17 protein-coding genes and 1 pseudogene are annotated in these 16,950 nt (G+C 37.7%); 4 read left to right on the top strand and 14 right to left on the bottom strand.

All coding sequences use genetic code 11. The annotated features are described in order from the left end of the window. Positions 1 to 65: 65 nt before the first annotated feature. The 4 genes from BV214_RS13175 to BV214_RS13160 all read right to left on the bottom strand — a co-directional run bounded on the left by BV214_RS13175 (position 66) and on the right by BV214_RS13160 (position 5,980). A complete protein-coding gene (locus BV214_RS13175; RefSeq protein WP_262483078.1) occupies positions 66 to 503 on the bottom strand; it encodes a DUF2271 domain-containing protein in 438 nt (145 codons plus the stop codon). Positions 504 to 569: 66 nt separating this feature from the next. Beyond that, positions 570 to 2,075 (bottom strand): ankyrin repeat domain-containing protein, encoded by a 1,506-nt coding sequence (locus tag BV214_RS13170; RefSeq protein ID WP_086477974.1) that lies wholly within the window; start codon positions 2,073 to 2,075, stop codon positions 570 to 572. Positions 2,076 to 2,187: 112 nt separating this feature from the next. Then, positions 2,188 to 3,537, bottom strand: coding sequence for a hypothetical protein (locus BV214_RS13165; RefSeq protein ID WP_086477973.1), 1,350 nt, complete (start codon positions 3,535 to 3,537; stop codon positions 2,188 to 2,190). Between the two features lie 25 nt (positions 3,538 to 3,562). Continuing rightward, positions 3,563 to 5,980 (bottom strand): TonB-dependent receptor, encoded by a 2,418-nt coding sequence (locus tag BV214_RS13160; RefSeq protein ID WP_086477972.1) that lies wholly within the window; start codon positions 5,978 to 5,980, stop codon positions 3,563 to 3,565. Positions 5,981 to 6,096: 116 nt separating this feature from the next. On the opposite strand from BV214_RS13160, the gene BV214_RS13155 reads away from it, so the two are divergent. Beyond that, positions 6,097 to 7,083, top strand: a complete 987-nt coding sequence (locus BV214_RS13155) for a helix-turn-helix domain-containing protein (protein WP_086477971.1) — start codon at positions 6,097 to 6,099, stop codon at positions 7,081 to 7,083. 15 nt (positions 7,084 to 7,098) lie between these two features. Here BV214_RS13155 and BV214_RS17150 read toward each other — a convergent pair whose 3' ends face one another. Beyond that, a complete protein-coding gene (locus BV214_RS17150; RefSeq protein ID WP_317045187.1) occupies positions 7,099 to 8,670 on the bottom strand; it encodes a DUF1186 domain-containing protein in 1,572 nt (523 codons plus the stop codon). A 703-nt stretch (positions 8,671 to 9,373) separates the two neighbouring features. Between BV214_RS17150 and BV214_RS13145 the strand changes: the two genes are divergently transcribed. From BV214_RS13145 to BV214_RS13135, 3 genes are all read left to right on the top strand, one after another. Then, positions 9,374 to 9,604 (top strand): hypothetical protein, encoded by a 231-nt coding sequence (locus tag BV214_RS13145; protein WP_140157763.1) that lies wholly within the window; start codon positions 9,374 to 9,376, stop codon positions 9,602 to 9,604. Between the two features lie 264 nt (positions 9,605 to 9,868). Beyond that, positions 9,869 to 10,498: a DUF6904 family protein gene (locus BV214_RS13140; RefSeq protein WP_086477969.1), complete on the top strand. Its 630-nt coding sequence runs from the start codon at positions 9,869 to 9,871 to the stop codon at positions 10,496 to 10,498. A 239-nt stretch (positions 10,499 to 10,737) separates the two neighbouring features. Further along, positions 10,738 to 11,028: an RteC domain-containing protein gene (locus tag BV214_RS13135; RefSeq protein ID WP_245806797.1), complete on the top strand. Its 291-nt coding sequence runs from the start codon at positions 10,738 to 10,740 to the stop codon at positions 11,026 to 11,028. A gap of 54 nt (positions 11,029 to 11,082) precedes the next feature. On the opposite strand, the gene BV214_RS13130 is transcribed toward BV214_RS13135, so the two are convergent. The 9 genes and pseudogenes from BV214_RS13130 to BV214_RS13090 form a co-directional block, all read right to left on the bottom strand. Then, positions 11,083 to 11,643 (bottom strand): TetR/AcrR family transcriptional regulator, encoded by a 561-nt coding sequence (locus tag BV214_RS13130; RefSeq protein WP_086477967.1) that lies wholly within the window; start codon positions 11,641 to 11,643, stop codon positions 11,083 to 11,085. Between the two features lie 44 nt (positions 11,644 to 11,687). Beyond that, entirely contained in the window at positions 11,688 to 12,074 is a 387-nt protein-coding gene (locus BV214_RS13125; RefSeq protein ID WP_223883485.1) for a DoxX family protein, read from the bottom strand. A gap of 42 nt (positions 12,075 to 12,116) precedes the next feature. Further along, positions 12,117 to 12,941, bottom strand: a complete 825-nt coding sequence (gene ygiD, locus BV214_RS13120; RefSeq protein ID WP_245806796.1) for a 4,5-DOPA-extradiol-dioxygenase — start codon at positions 12,939 to 12,941, stop codon at positions 12,117 to 12,119. Positions 12,942 to 13,011: 70 nt separating this feature from the next. Beyond that, positions 13,012 to 13,209 (bottom strand): annotated as a pseudogene (locus BV214_RS13115) (YceI family protein); the annotation flags it as partial. Between the two features lie 103 nt (positions 13,210 to 13,312). Continuing rightward, a complete protein-coding gene (locus BV214_RS13110) occupies positions 13,313 to 13,711 on the bottom strand; it encodes a DoxX family protein (protein WP_086477964.1) in 399 nt (132 codons plus the stop codon). A 26-nt stretch (positions 13,712 to 13,737) separates the two neighbouring features. Then, the gene (locus BV214_RS13105; RefSeq protein ID WP_086477963.1) at positions 13,738 to 14,307 is read right to left on the bottom strand and encodes a YceI family protein; all 570 of its coding nucleotides are present in this window, start codon (positions 14,305 to 14,307) and stop codon (positions 13,738 to 13,740) included. 88 nt (positions 14,308 to 14,395) lie between these two features. Then, the gene (locus tag BV214_RS13100; protein WP_086477962.1) at positions 14,396 to 15,190 is read right to left on the bottom strand and encodes an SDR family NAD(P)-dependent oxidoreductase; all 795 of its coding nucleotides are present in this window, start codon (positions 15,188 to 15,190) and stop codon (positions 14,396 to 14,398) included. A gap of 12 nt (positions 15,191 to 15,202) precedes the next feature. After that, positions 15,203 to 15,403: an aldo/keto reductase gene (locus BV214_RS13095; protein WP_086477961.1), complete on the bottom strand. Its 201-nt coding sequence runs from the start codon at positions 15,401 to 15,403 to the stop codon at positions 15,203 to 15,205. Between the two features lie 161 nt (positions 15,404 to 15,564). Further along, positions 15,565 to 16,410 (bottom strand): SDR family oxidoreductase, encoded by an 846-nt coding sequence (locus BV214_RS13090; RefSeq protein WP_086477960.1) that lies wholly within the window; start codon positions 16,408 to 16,410, stop codon positions 15,565 to 15,567. Positions 16,411 to 16,950 lie beyond the last annotated feature (540 nt).

Raw genomic sequence — 16,950 nt, 5'->3', positions numbered from 1 at the left:
GCACCCTCTATTTTCTACTTACACAAATTGCGGGATAGTGTCCCAAACCGAAATGTTCATAATAATTATCTGTTAGGCACCATTCTTATATATCGTATATAGCCCTTTCCCTCTACCTTGTTCCTTAACGTAGCGGTATTTAAATCGACTTCAGCATCTACCAAATAGTATTCTTGATTTTCTACGGCGGACTCAAAGCGCACTTTATAACCGGTATCAATTTGTGAGGGCTTAAAACTTAAGGAAATAATGTTTCGCTCCCCATTCCCAATAGTAGCCCCAGATATAGCATCTAAATTCTCATCGTTCCTGCTGGTAAATCCCCACCAATTTTTTAAGTCTGGAAACCATTCTTTATCATCCCCCTGTATATACATGGTTTTTTCATAATTTCCTTGTGGATTTATTAGTGATACAGCTACATAAGCCTTTTCACCAGTATAATTGGTCATTTGAATCATGCATTTATAAATTAACTCTGATTCTTTATCAAAAGAGGACATAATTATAAATATGAATGCTATTAACAACATACTTATTGTTCTAAAACTATTTCTATACATTTTACCCTAGTTTAAAAAATCGATTTTTATTTTGTTTTTGACCAAAAGTTCGTTTTCACTGGCAAGATCATAAGCGGTTTCACCAAATTCTGTGGTAGAATTACTATCAGCGCCCTTAGCCAGTAAAAACTTCAAGATAGATGCATCTTCAGTTTTCATGGCAGCATAGTGCAAGGGAGTATTTCCACTATTATCCTTGGTGTTAATGTCGGCATCAAAAACACTTATTTTTTTTATGAGGTCAAGATTGTTTTTAGCCACCGCCAAATGCCAAATGGTACTACCGTCGCCTTGAACTGTTTTAAAATCAAAGCCTTTCTTGACTAGTGCACTTAATTTAGCGTCAAAATCACGGGGTTTTCCACGGCTATTAAAGAGGTAATGTGCTACATTATTCCCGTCTTTACTTAGTGTATGGATATCTGCTCCTTTAGAAATGAGGTAATCCACCACATCAGCACTGTTGTTTTGGATGGCAATTGCCAAGGCCGTTTGTCCTTTTGTATCTTTATGATCAATATCGGTTGATTTTTCAGCAAAATACCGGACAGCTTCAAGCTTGTTTCGCTCCGCTGCATTTAAAAGCGGTGTTTTTCCTTCCTCGTCAATTGCGTTCGGGTTTACCCCCTTTGCTACGAAATATTTATAAACATTTAAATCTGCTGTAGTCTTGGCTAAATTATGAAGTGGGTTTTCTCCTTTTGTGGTAGTTACGTTGGCATTAATCCCTAAACTTTCTAAATACTTGAAAAGATTGATTGACGCTTCGCGACCTTTGCTGGCAAAGAAGATAGCATTTTCATCAGTACTATTGTTTTTATCAATTGAAACTCCCCGCTCTTTAAGTTGTTTAAGAATGTTAATGTTGCCACCTTGAGCAGCATAATGGAAAATTCCATTCCCAAAATTATCTACACTATTGATAGATAAACCTTTTTTAATAAGGTAATCAACTATTTTAAAATCTTTAGCTCTTCCAATGGCAACTAGTAGCACATTCTTACCTTGATGGTCTTTTTCGTTCTTTAAATCTGCACCATTAGCTATAAAGTAGTCATAGATATCAGTATTTTGTTGCCCTGTCGCTGCAGTGAATGAAATTGGACCATAGCCATGGGAATCTACTACATCTAGTCTTGCACCTTTATTGATTAAAAATTTAATAATATCCAAATTGCCACTAGATGCTGCCCAAAAAACATAGGTTCTTGAATCGTGTGTACGTTTATTTACATCGTTGCCATTTGCGACTAGATACGCTATGGTGCTTACTGGATTATTTGCAAAAATGGCAAAAGTAGTAGCATCGAATCCTCCACTATTTGCTTCCGTAATGGAGTGACCTTTTTTTATGGTTGATTCAATTTCAGAAATACTTGGTTTTGTTTCCCAATAATCCCGATTTAAGAAAGGGTTTTTGGATTGTTCCGAATTTCTTTGTGCTTTGGTAGTCGAAGTTGCTAGTAAGACAAAAACACCAATTAAGATGGATTGTATTGTTCGTGTATTCATTTTGACAATTTAACTTCTATAGTGGAACCTGCATGTTGATAAATCTATAGTTAGATTGATAATGATAGGTCCCCTCTATAGAAGAATTATATTTTTTAGATATTTAATTAGACTAAAATGCCCCGATAAAGTGACTTCCGTTGACGTTCACTAATTGGGCACCTTTTGTTACTTCACCAGTTTCAGTTTCTACAACATATATATTCCCGTTTTGGCCTACCGGTCCTTGGGTAAGGTATATTTCGGTTCCGTCTACTACAAATCCCTGGTACTGAAATAAATAAAAATCTGGGTCATAAGGAATGTCTTCAATCTTTATCGCTGTTTTTGCGTTTAGATCCACTAATGCAAAAAATCCTTGAGCCCCTGCTACACCTTGCTCCGATCCATTATGCCTATACGCTAATACCGCTTTGCCATTTGCTGCAGGTCTCCAAGCTAAAATATATGCTCCCTCTACTCCTAAAGCGTCATCTAGATTGAACACGTAAGAATCATCATATTCATTATCAGCATCAATCTTTAAAATGTGGGATCCTTCAGGGTCATTTTGGTTGGCTTGATAAACACTTCCTTCATACAGGAAAGCATTTATACTTCTATATCCGTTTGTATTTCCGTGGCCTACCGTAGAAGTTATTACAGTTGGATTTAATAAGGATGGGTAATCCAATACGATAGTTTTAGAGCCTAAAATTTCATAGTCACTATCACTTTCAGCGGTTGCAGGATCTACCTTACTTAAACGTGCACCAATATATAATTTGTCTCCAGCAGCATTTAAAGTGGGCATATCTATTCTAGATATATAGTATCCGTTAGCTTCTTCCTCAGGGCTTAATGCAACACTGTGTTCTTGGAACTCTTTAATAGAAGAATTCACTAAGTCTAAAGTTACTATGCCAATGGTAGCTTCGGTACGGGTATAATTATCATTTTCATCAAATTGGTTTTCTGTGTTTACATAAACAGCGGCTCCCGTTTGGTCACCATCAAACAATTTTATCCATCTTGGAGCAGTACCTACATAGGGCGCAATACTTACCTCAGATCCTGTTGGAGTAAAAGTTTGTCCGCCTTCTACGGTATACTTTGTATAGTTGCCACCAGTATCGCCTGCGTAACTTATATTAAAAATAGTGTTTCCATCTTCAGACGACTGTAATCTTGCTGTTCTATTAGATGGAACTATAAAACCATTCTGAAATGGTGCTATAGAAATTGTTGGGTCTTTAGCCTCATCACTACGTACAGCATAAATTAAAGTACCTCCGTTACCGTCTCCTGGATTATCTCCCATTTTGGCAGCTGCAATGGTGATCCATCTTGCTTCTTCTGTATCCGGTTCTCCAGTATCCGGATCCGGAACAATATCGGTGTCATCACTGCTACAGGAGGTCATTAGACTAGCTGTGAACAATACTGCGGCAAAGGTTTTTAGGTTTAGGAATGTTCGTTTCATTTTTAGTATTATTTAGTTTAAAAGATTAGAATTTATTTATTGCGTAATTAAGTTTTAAGTAAAAAGCCCTTCCTGGTTTTTGAACAGAAAGATTATCATATACGGATTCATCAAACACATTTTTTATATCAAAGCTCACCACCAAATTGTTATTAGGAAAGGTGTAACTAAGTCCAATATCTTGCGCCAATTGTTGAGGAACTTCAAAAAAATCGTTGCCAACAGTATTTGTTCCCTGTGATGTTAAGTATGAAAAATCATCTGTGAAATAGATATTGTAAAAGAGATTTAGGTGAGATTTCTTTTGAAATAAATCTTTAAAGGAATACCGTAAACCTCCGTTCATGGTGAAAAATGGGGTATTCGGAACATCTACTTCGATACCTTTATTCACGATTTTTAAATCGAACCGTGATACATTAAAATTGAGGCTAAAGTTGTTGTTGTACGAATAATTTAATTGTGCGTCTATTCCCTTGGAAGTGCCACTGCCTTGGTTTACATATACGATTAAATCATCGTCAATGTTTAAGGAAGTTTCAATGGGCAGTCCAATTCTGTCTTTGATGTTTCGGGTAAAAACATTTGAAGAAACGGTAAAATCATGTTTTTTAATATTGAAAGTTCCTAGTCTAAAACCAAAGTTGTAATTGCTACTTCTTTCTGGGTTTATGCTGGAGTTTGCTACTACGTTATCACCATCATCGCCAAAGATTTCCGTTTCGTTCGGTAGGCGTATTGCTTTTTCTGCCGACGTTAATAAGGTGATCTTGGGACGTATGATGTAAGAAGCCGCCAAGCCATACCCATCATGATTTTTCTTACTGCTTACCGCTTCATCTACTACTTGCTTGTTTCCCTTGCTATCTGTAGTTATAATAGGGTCTATGCTAGTTGTTTTTTGTTCATAGTGTTTTCCAAATAAACTGGCTTTTAACTTATTCCGAAAAGCCGTTAATTCATAGGTAAATGAAAATATGTTTTTATACAGGTCTCTTGTTCCTTGAAATGTATTTTCTAGCACAGACTTTGAAGCATCACTATCTTCCCTTTCAACTCCGCTATATACATGGTTTAATAACACCCTATGATTGGCGTTAAAATCGTAGGAGACCCCCGTTCTAATGGAAGCAACTTTTCTTTTGATTTTAGCCAGGGTAGGGCCTCCTTCTTGTTGTGAACGCCAGGTATATTGGTATTCATTTCCTCTAAAGTCAATTGCCCGGTCCCCGTTCCAATTATAGGCCCAAGAAACAGTATCGTTGACGGAACGGTTTCTTTTGCCAATCAATCCGTTGACATTCACATCCATCCCTTTTATAAAAAGGTCTTTCTTTTTATAGTTTAAGCTTGCTAACAGCGCGTCCGATTCTAGAAACCTATCCTTGTATGGGGTTATCGTAACGAATGCGCCATGTTGAACTTCTTTATAATCATTAGAACCAGTAATCCCAATAAAAAATCGATCTGCCCATTTTACATCGGTATAGCCAATTTGAGCCATTCCTCCAGTAGACCTGTAAGCATCGTTGAATCTCCTTGCTGTTATTGGTGTCTGTACGCCTCCTAAGCCGGTAACTACAATGCTTCTTCCTGATATTTTATAATCATTATCTGAATAATTATGGAATAAAGATGCCTTTACGGTAAACCCGGATTTATCGAATCGGTATAAACCATTAATACCGGTTTGAAAGGTGTTAAAGGATCCATAGGAAACCGATCCATTGACATTCGATTTTGCATTATCTATGAGTCTAATATTAATTGCGCCTCCTAAGGCATCGTCTGCTAAATGGCCAGGGACCACTCCTTTATAAACCTCAATGTTCTTGATCATCGAGGGCGGAATGCTATTTAGATTAAAAGAATTACCATAAGTAGAGATAGGAATGCCATCGATAAATATTCGTACAGAATTCCCTGTCAACCCATTTAAACTATATTTTACCTCGGAACCTAACCCTCCATTTTGCCGAATTTTAACTCCTACGGTCGTATTTAATATTTCATTTGTTTGGATGTTCCGCAACCCTGCCTCCTTAGTGTTTATTGCATTTACTGCAAAGCCTCGAGTTTCGATTTCGGTCTCTTTGCTTAGGCCACTTACCGTAACCTCTTTTAATTCCTCTACAGATTGCCGTAGGTTGAAATTGACCGTAACATCCTTACCGCTGTTGTTAATCTTGACGATTTTGGTAACCTTAGCGTAGCCTATAAAGGAAACCTCTATTTGGTGTTCTCCATAGGGTAAGTTACTGATGGTATAGGCGCCAATATCGTCAGTAAGAACCCCGGCTCTTTCCTCTTTTATTAAAACATTCGCATAAGGTAATGGCCTGCCGAGTTCATCCATAACAGTGCCAGATATTACTCCAAATTGATCTTGACTTAGAACAAGAAAAGAAGTAGTCATTAAAACTACCGTTAGTATTATTTTCATTAATTAACTCATTATTCTTATTAAGATTAATTCTAAATAGATAGCTTTGCAAAGCTACTATAGCTTTTAAGTGAGTAATAACGTAAAGGGAAGTTTAACCAACGTAAAAGGAATTAATGAGCGAAGGTTTTTTAAAATCAATTGGGTATCCTGCAAATACAAAGAATGTCTATGTCGCGAATCACGGCCAAATAACTTTTTTTAGGATTACTGAAGAAGAAAATGCTGCAGCAGTTGCGCAGGAGGGTATTAAACTGGATGGATTAACGGTTATCATTAGAAAACTGAAAGTACCTTCAAGTCGAATGATGGAAGTAGCATATCCGGAACCTTGTTTAGGTTTTCATTTTGTTTTGGAAGGAGCCTTTGAATTTCTTGATGTAAATGGAGGTTCCTTTTTTCTAGTTCCATCAGATATGTACCTCCCCATCGAATGGACGATTACTACCGGGCAAAAGAAATTTGTAGGTGAAAATTACACTTCCTTGGAAGTATTGTTCACAAAGAATTATCTTGAAAGATTACTTGGAAAGGGAGTTATACCATCTTGCGATTATTTTCATAACTTATCTAATACCACTTATAACAACCCTATTCTCAGAACTAAATCAATTTCTGAAAAGCTAAGATCCTCCCTTGTTGGGATTATTGATTGCCCATATGATGATAGCGTTAAAGCAAGTTATTTAGAATGTAAAACTAGATGGCTTTTGATTGATTTAATAATGAATAGGGAAAATTATAGGCCAATGAATGTGGATTTAGGCTTACCTGTTTCCGAATACAAAAGTATAGAGAATGTGGTTCATCATATTCAAAAAAATTTAAAGAATAAATTGACCATCAAAGAACTTTCAGAAGTTGTTGGATATAATACGACCAAGCTGAAAAGCAATTTTAAAATCGTTCATAAAACCACCATATTTAAATACATCACCAAACTAAGAATGGAAACAGCCAAAACCCTAATTCTCCACGAAGACATTCCAATAGCACAAGCCTCCTATGAAGTGGGCTATTCCAATCCGCAACACTTTACCAAAGCTTTTAAAAAAACAATGGGGTATTTACCAAGTGAATTAAAACCGGGAGTTAAGCAATAGCTTTGAATATAATTATTACAAACAACATTTTTTATACTTTTTCCCACTGCCACAGGGACAGGGCTCATTCCGTCCAATTTTCGGTTCCGCTCTTACCGGCATTACGGACGGGGTAAAATAATCCTGGTAATCAATTGGCGAACTACTTATCTTTTCGTTATACCCAGCCCAGGTTGCCGTTATTTCTTCATACCGTTCTGCTATGGGGAGTAACTCCCTTCTTTTATCATAGGTGTCTGGGCGCTCAAAGGCTTTCTTTACTTCCTTAAAATTCCCACAAATACCCTGTGACACTAACCCCCGGTCAAATAACTGTTTTATTTCCGGCACTAATTCAGCGCCATTGATATCGATCAAATTGCATATCATCAAGGCAATCAGATCGCTGTCAATTACATTGTCCTCTAGGCTGCTGTCCAAGAAAAACTCTATGACCTCCCTGAACCAGCTCAAAACCTCCTCGCGCCTTTCGGGATGGTTTAGGGCAAGCTGTTCTAAGACCTCCATGATAGTAGTACGCGCATAGGTATCGATGCCTGGTGTATAGATAAACTCCTTACATGCTTCCAAATCATTGGCTGCAATTTTGTAGATAGGTTCCCAAATTGCCGCAGTGAGAAAATCACCTAAAAAGAGCTCGAAATATGCATCGGACTGGCTCAGCACATCAAAAATGGTTTCCAAGCTATCCGTTGCCTCCAGTTCTCCTAATAGATAAATAGCATGGATTACAAAATTCGTCTTTTCCTCGTCCCATCTGTTTTCTTCAGCTAACTTTTTAAAATAACCATAGCGTGCAATACTATCGAGTAACACCAACTCTAGGTCATTGATAAGACTATCTTTGGGGAGGGAGAGTATTTTGTTTAGTTTCTCTTCGCCGATGTAGAGTCCATGGTTGTAAAGCCACTCTATTTCTTCATGATTAAAATTAGGAGCGCTTTTGGTATTATTAAATTCTTGCGACCTTGTTGTTACCGATATTTTAGTTTTTTCTTCCTCTTCAAAACGATCTTGGGCTGCTTTCATTGTGGCGGCATAAATGTGTCTCCATGCCATTTCGGTATCTTCAGAATCGGGTGACAGTTCTTGCATTATATCGAATCTAATTTCGGCTTGCTCAATATCACCAATGGCGGAATAATAAAGGATGGCGCATTTGTAATATGAAATTACCTCGTTTAAATGAAAGGTGTCGCGGTCTGGATAGAGCGATTGTAGCTCCATGTTGGTGCCTAATACTTCGGGCATTTTATGATATTCTTCTTTGAAGAAATATTCGTTTGCCAGGTTTAACTTTCCAAATAAATAATTGGGGTGTTCCGCCATAATCCACTTATTGGTCTCGTGCATCTTCTTGGTATCGTTCAGTTGGCCGTACAGTACGGATAGATAATTTTTCAACTGCGGATTATTGGGATAGCGTTCAATGGCATCCAACAATTTTTGCACGCTCGATCTTTTTCCTTTTAACGCCAGTTTGTGAAACCACTCCAGCTTGCGCGAAAGTTCAGGAGTAATTCCATTTTGCTTGTCCAGCAAGTTTGGATCGGTGGTTATGTTGTAGTTTATTTCCATGATGCTCATTATCCTAAGGGGTTATTGGTGAATCTCTTTACCCAATTCTTTTCAAGCTCCATTTAGCGCTCTTGATATCAATGATCAAATTTAAATAATTATGAACACAATTTTAGAAATGACTATTCGATATTTACTATAAATATGGTATTAGTGATTTTATTGTAAACCTGGGTATCGGCCTAAGCCGCATACATTGTGATGTGAATAGTGAGGAAAATAGAAAACAGTTAGTTTTTTTAAAGGAACGAAAATCCAATACAGGTCAATTCTAATGACCAATCTACCCATTAATCATATGGTTGATTAAGCTCAAAAGTCGTTAGTGATTTGAAATAGGAGTTCGATATTTGCAGTAAAACGATCAGCCTTGGAATTATCTATCGCCCAGTATAAGCTTAAATAAATTGCCGTAACTATTAACATCCTTAAAAGCGTTTTGGGCTCAATTTAAGGGCGTACGATACAAAGAGGGCAGACTGACCTTTATTCCAAATATAAAGTAACGGTCGCCCTTTCCACGAAAATGCAGGACTATCTGCAATCGTCCCCTGAGCTTCCAAGCGCCATAGCCACCCAACCTGTCATCCTAAATCATATGATAGCCAAAGGCCAGGACAATTTAAAAAGCCTTTTGATGGGTCACTTAATGGAACGTGGACTTTATTAACAGGCGGCGTATAGTTACGTACTTAACAGAACAACACCCAATTTGCCGCTGGAACTCGTAGAGCACCATATGGCAAACGGGTTCAAGCAAGCTTTGATAGCCGTTACCACGGAACGGGATCGTCAAGCCCGGGCCAATATGCTGCAAACGGGATGGAACACCCTGGATACGCTCATAGGCCCTACGACTTACAAAGAGGAAGAAGCCTATAACGGGTTTAAGGACGAGCTTACGGATTATTCCAAATACAAGGGGAATTGGCTTTCGATGTAGATAGGTCTCATTATCGGCGTATAGAAAAACAGCATAATACCTGTTTCAACCCCCAGTCAACTTTGGTAATATAGAATAGGATGTGAAGTCCCATTTTTATTAAGGAGTCAATAATCCCCAATCAAGAAATACGAATAAATCCAAATGGTTGATTGGAAAAATCAGACGGATTGAAGAACTTACGCCTCATACGATTTAGGGACTAAATTAATTGGTAATAATATAAAATAGCTATGCTGTACATAATACCAACAAAAAAAAGGAATGGGCGTGGAGCTCTGGGGGACTTATGAGGATTTGGATCGGTTATACGACTTGATCGGTAAATTTTGGAATGATGAAAATCAACTGTACGGTAAAGGCTATGAAAATAGGGGGAAACTTATTAGTAGTTTTTCCTATGAAATACGGAAAGCCTACAGCAATCAAAGGCTTCATAGGACTAAAAGTCACTTTTCTCCAGAAGAACAAGCTTACTACGGTACGCCATTATCCTGGGTGCATTTTTTATTTTCCTTAACTGCTATTAAATATAATATGCGGTTTTACCAGACCAATAAGCTAGACGTTGCCACAATATTACAGATTGAATACTGGTTAGATTATGCAATGAATACGTATGACGAAGTTGGGGCTAAGACGTTAATTGGCTTTATAGAGGATGGACTCTACGGTGGAAATGACCTCATATATCAATATATGAGGAGTATAAACCTAGATTACTTTTTGCTAGGTGGGGGTAAGCGGGCATTCCGAAAATTACCTACTCTTTTAAAACGGGGCACTTACTTTTCTTCGGAAAATAATAAGTTCATTCAAATAGCCATTACGAGCAGAGTTGCCGGACCAACGAAGTGGCTGGAAAAAGTAACGGATAAAGAATACAAAAATTAAAAATGTCCACGGTATAGGTAAATTAAGGGCCTCCGTTAGGCTGGTCTTTTTTGCGGAGAAATTAGTTGCCTTTTTCTTAAAATAAGCTCCAGATATACAACACTTTAAAAATGGTGCGCTCGATTGCAACAAAAAATTTGCTATGGATAAATTTTATAATGAGAAACTAAACAAACTGAAGGAGGCCCAAATCAAAAGACCAGTTGCCAAGATTAAACTGGACGGGGAGCAAAGCTACCATGACAGAACTGATTTATGAACTGCACTATCAGGGTGTTTTTGACAATGGAAGCAGTGATATACGGTTGATAGCCAAGTTTTTTGAAAGCACCTTCAATTTTGATCTGGGGAATTTATATCAAACCTATCTGGAATTGAGAACCCGAAAAATGAGCAAGACGAAGTTCCTTGATGCACTCCGGGATGGCCTCATCAAAAAAATGGATGACCGAGATGAAAATTTCAGGTTCAGTTCTGTCCTGCTTATAATTAAAATCAGCCTACTTCGAAAATGTATAATAAATTACTGATTATCAGTATTAGGGTCAACCTTTTTATAAAGCCATAATACAAAACAGGTTGGATTATTTAAGGATTCCCTTCAAACTTACACCTATACTAATATCAAAAAGATCTTTTACGCTATATTTATATAATTGCGAATTGGCTAATAGAATTTTGTCGAAATTATAGAGGTGGAATTCACAAAATAGTTGTGTATTTATCGTGTGATTAATCTCTCCATTTAATTGGCCTTCATCCAATATATTTTTAATATATCCAAAAATTAATTTTCTTCGGTATAAATCATAATCCCTATATGATGATGCATAATATTTTTTTAAATCCAAAATAAAAATTGGAGACACTCCTATCAAATAGTTAATAGCATACTCATATACCTTCCTTATTTTTTCTACTGTAGCTGTTTTTTCTTGTAAAATTCTTTCTAAAGTAGAAAAATGTAAATCGAAAAGAAATTGGATGCCTTTATTAACTAAATCATTTTTACTTGTAAAATAAACATACAACGTTTTTTTGGATATTCTTAACGTTTTGGCTATATCCATCATACTAACCTCTTTAATTCCTTGAGCTTTAAAAAGTTTAAGCGACTTAACAATTATTTTATTTTGAGTATCCATTAGGCTTTTATAATTAAACTACGATTAACTATTTTATAAAAAAACTACTTGGCCATAGAATAGTTTTTCATAACGGCATCAACGGAATATTTTCCGCTACCAAGCATAAAAAAGGTGACATACACCATCAAGTAATGGAGGCCTAATTCCTGTTTGGCAAAGGGATCTCCACCATGTATGAAAATTACAGCCACCAACATAGTGATTATCAGAGGAATGGTTGCAAGTCTTGTGCTTAGCCCAATTAGAATTAATATAGAACATACAACCTGCGCAAAAACCGCAAGGGCCAATGAAACGAACGGACTCATTCCCAGAACACTTGGGAATTGTATAGTATCACCGAACAACATTTGAAGTTTTTGGATTCCATGCACCAACATCATTAATGCTATACCTATTCTTAAAAATAATAGGACCCAATTTAATATGTATGTATTAAAATCTTTATTTGATGAACATAATTTATATTTTCAACCTATTTTTAAAGATGTCATGGATAGTGAACCTGCGACCGGTTTGTCGTTGAACAGGCTTATATTTTCGTTTTCTTCTTTCAATGCCAAAGAATATAGTAATGGCAGATAGTGTTCTGGGGTTGGGATGGCCAATTCAAAGGCTTTTCCCTGGGCTTTAAAATTGATGAGTTTTTGATGGTCCCCGTTTAAGATATAAGCTTTCATCTTTTCGCTGGCCTCTATAGCCCAATCAAAGGCATATTGTTCGTTTAATTTGTTCCAATCTACTAAACGAAGGTTATGGACCATATTTCCGCTTCCAATGATCAGGACCCCTTTTTGACGAAGGCTGCTTATTTCCTTTGCCAGTTCATAGTGATATTTTGCTGGTTGCGAATAGTCGATACTCATCTGAATGATCGGAATATCGGCATTGGGGTAAATGTGTTTTACAACGCTCCAAGCACCATGGTCAAGTCCCCATTTCTCGTCCAAACCAACCTCCGTTGTGCTTATGATGGATTTAGTCTGCCGTGCCAATTCCGGACTTCCTGGTGCAGGATATTGCACATCGAACAAGGCTTGTGGAAATCCGCCAAAATCGTGAATGGTCGGAGGATTTTGCATTGCCGTCACAAAGGTACCTTTGGTTTCCCAATGTGCAGAGATACAGAGGATGGCATTTGGTCTCAACAATTCTTTTCCAAGTTTTTTAAACGCCGATACAAACTCGTTTTCTTCAATGGCATTCATAGGGCTTCCATGACCAAGGAATAACACAGGCATTTTACCTGTGTTACCCATAGATGAAGTCATTTTATTTAAGTCTTTTAAATTCATACTTGAACTTATTAGTGGCAATAATGTCATTGCTTTTAAAAAATGTTTTCTATTCATTTACGTAAATTAATTACGAAACTTGTTTTATGAATTGTATTTCCACGTTAGCTTTAATTTCATTTCCAACCATAACACCTCCAGCTTCAAGTGCGGCATTCCAATTTAATCCAAAATCTTTACGGTTTAATTTTCCATTTATTGAAAATCCTGCCTTTTCATTGCCATATGGGTCTTTCATAAAACCTCCAAACTCGGTGTCTAATGTTATAATTATCCTATTCGATATCCAACCATTGGAGTCCCTTTTGTTGGGATATGAGATGCTGTACTGAGACAAGCATTAAAAGAATACTGATATAAGCTTTCATTGGTCAATCCCATTTAGAAGCCTTGGACAAGGCCATTTTTCCTCCGCCTGTAAAAAACAAGGCTAAAGGGCCAAATAGGTACAAGGCTTGCAATTCAATAGCCCAGCCACCTGATTGTGTCAATGCTAAAATATCTGCCGGATGTGCCAAAAATATAGCCACCAACATCGTAGCCACATATAGTAAGGCTGCTATTTTAGTACGGTAACTTATAATGAGCATTATCGGGGCAATCACTTCCCCTACATAAACACCATAGACGAAAAAGCCAGGGATGCCAAACTGGTCCATCATCCCTATTAAGGGGTCAATACCGTATATAAGTTTGGCAATCCCGTGCAATAGCATTAATACACCCAAGCTTAGGCGTAGGATAAATATTCCCAAATCTGTATTTTTCATCTAGTATTTGCTTTTATTTTGAACTATTATTGTTTCGCAAACTGTAAGTGGGCAACAATATCAATCTCTTTGGCAATACCTGCGGCAGTAGGGTCATAATCGATATTAAAGTCAAAACGGTTGATGCTTGTTTTTGCTTTCATCCCCATTTTGTCCTCTGTATCGGTGCTTGCTGTACCACCGTAAACCAAATCGAAAGTTACCTCTTTGGTTGCGTCCTTTATGGTAAGCATTCCGGTTAATTTGTACTGGTCTTTCTTTTTGCCCTTGGTTACCTTGGTGCTTTTAAAAGTCATTGTTGGATACTTTTCCGCATCAAAAAAATCGGAACTTTTTAAGTGTTCGTCACGTTTGTCTACATTGGTGTTGAGGCTCGCAATTTGCACTGTAAAATTAAAACTGGCATTGGCAAGGGAATTGGATTGGGTATTCATTGTGCCTTCAAAGTCGGTAAACTTACCATTTATCATACTTATACCTAAATGTTGCACTTGGAAATTAAGTGATGAGTGGTAAGGGTCTACTTGCCATTGCGTTTGCGCAAAACCGGTAAAACTAATGGCCATCAAAGCCAAGAATAAAAATAAATTTCTCATGATTTTTGAATTTAAAGGTTAAATTAAGAATTTCAATAAGTCTTTGATACTTAATAGTTTGATCAAGATGTTTAATTCACCATTTTTATTAAAGGATACTATCTACAATGCCGCCCTCTACGCGTAAGGAGGCACCATTGGTTGCTGATGAAAGCGGACTGGCCATATAACATACCATATTGGCCACTTCTTCAGGCTTGGCAAAGCGTTGCAATAGTGAACTAGGACGTAGATTTTTAAAAAAGTTATCTTCTACCTCTTGGTAGGTTTTACCCTCTTCCTGAGCCATTTTTTCAAAATGGGCCTTTACGCCTTCCGTGGCTGTAGGTCCTGGCATTATGGTGTTTACCGTTACCTGGGTTTCTTTGGTAAGCTTAGCCAAGCCTCGGCTTAAACCGTGTAATGCCGTTTTGCTTACCCCATAATGAATCATTTCTTGAGGAATGTTTGAGGCCGATTCGCTCGTGATAAAAAGGATCCGTCCCCAATTTTTTTCCAGCATTTTGGGAAATAATGCACGGGATAGGCGAATACCACTCATCAGGTTCACTTCAAAAAAACGGTCCCAATCAGAATCGGTTATTTTGGTAAATTCCATTGGCTCGTAAATCCCAACATTATTCACCAAAATATCGATATCCTCTAGTTGGGCAATAAGTTCTTCAACCGATGCCGCCCGAGTAAAATCTGTGGGAATACCGCTAAGTTTGGCGGTTGGGACCTCGGCCTTCAAACGTGCCACAGCTTTGTCCACACTTTGCTGGCTGCTGCCACTGATAATCACTTCGGCTTGTTCTTCTAAAAGCTTTTTGGCAATGGCCATTCCTATTCCAGAGGTAGAGCCACTTACAAAGGCCTTTTTATTTTTTAATTGTAAATCCATCTTTTATGTTTTTTAGAAGGTACTTGCTTCATCTAAATTTTTCATTTCATCGGTGCTCAGCTCTAAACCTGCAGCTTTGGCCAAAGATTGTACTTGCACTTTTGTGGTGGCGCTGGCAATGGGTGCCGTTATAAAATCCTTATGCAATTGCCAGGCTATGGCAACCTCGGCCGGTGAGGCTTGGTATGGATTTAAATCGTCGTAATGTGACATATAAATATCGATATGATTCGTTTGAAGGCGTTGCCTTCATCCGTGTTTGCCAGCCCGACTACTTCGTTCGGGCAGGCCAGCCTGATTGGATCTTTCGGGCTAGCGACCAGATTTCGGTCATGCTCATTTCATAGCAACTGTTCCAATATTAGAACCGATTTTTATTTTAACCCTGCTTTTACCGCTTGGGATAGTGGTGTAGTAGGACGTTTAATCAATTGTGACAAAGTGCCGCTTTCGTTGTGCAAATCGTCTTTGGAAGCGCTGTAATCCAAACTGGCAAAAGCTGTGGCCATGCCTTCGGGCAAGCCGATTTCCTGCAATTTCTGAGCGTATTCCGCTTCCGGAAGGTTTAGAAAAACGATGTTTTTACCCGTTTGTTTGCTTACTTCGGCAGCCAAATCCTGCATAGTGTAGGTTTGGTCACCGGCCAATTCATAGGTTTGTCCTGTGTGGGCATCGCTGGTGATGGTTTCGGCTATAGCCTCGGCATAGTCCTCACGTGTAGCCGATGAAATTTTGCCGTTGCCTGCACTCCCAATAATAGCACCGTGCTCCAAGGCTGCTTTTAAATTGGCCGTATAATTTTCAGTATACCAACCGTTGCGCAAAATAGTGTGGGGAATACCGGATTCCTTCAGCATATTTTCCGTAGCCAGGTGCTCTGGTGCCAACATCAGGGAGGAAGTATCTGCGTGGAGCAAGCTGGTGTAGGCAATTTTCTTTACCTTGGCTTGTTTAGCAGCCTTTATCACATTGGAATGCTGGGTCTCTCGTTTACCAATTTCACTACCAGAAATAAATACCAAATGGTCTATACCCTCCAATGCTTGCGGTAGGGTTTCTGGTTGCCCATAATCAAAGGTTCTGACTTCTATTCCCAACGATGCAGCCTTTTTTGGGTCTCTAACCAAAGCCACTAATTTAGCTCCCGTGTTTTTCTCTTTTAATTTTTGAACTACTAGTTGCCCTAATTGCCCAGTAGCTCCAGTTATTCCTATTTTCATAATTGTTATATTTTGTCTAATTCTTGAAAGATTAATACATGCCAGGTACATACTTTATATACCTAACTTGTTATATTACCATTATTCTCATTTCAATTTGTGTCGTCACGTAATTCCATTCCAACACAGTAAGTGGGGATTATGCATATACCTGTTTCTGGATCACAAAAAGTAGGAGTTCTATAGCTTTCTTTTGTTTTCAGTTATAAAATTTTTTTAAAATTGTTTTTATTTAATAAAACATATGAATAGATACCACCATCTACAGGAATATTAGCTCCTCTAATCCAATTGTAATTTAGTATTATCCTGTTTTTTTACGTTATTAAAATATTTTAGGGTATAATGAACACTGCTTTTGCCGTCATTTCTGGGTTGTTTGGGGGCGCAGTCCAATGTTGTTTTTAATTGTGATTAAATGATAAACCAACACTACAAAGATGGGAACAAACATGTTTTTATAGTTACATTATTCGGTAGTTGGGATGTAGATTTGGGAAATCAACTTAAATTCTACTTATTTTTTTATTGGTTTAATTA

The sequence above is a fragment of the Arenibacter amylolyticus genome (genome assembly GCF_002150785.1).
GTDB classification, from domain to species: Bacteria; Bacteroidota; Bacteroidia; order Flavobacteriales; family Flavobacteriaceae; genus Arenibacter; species Arenibacter amylolyticus.
The sequence above is the reverse complement of the archived record's forward strand: the minus strand, read 5'-3'. Positions and strand labels throughout refer to the sequence as shown.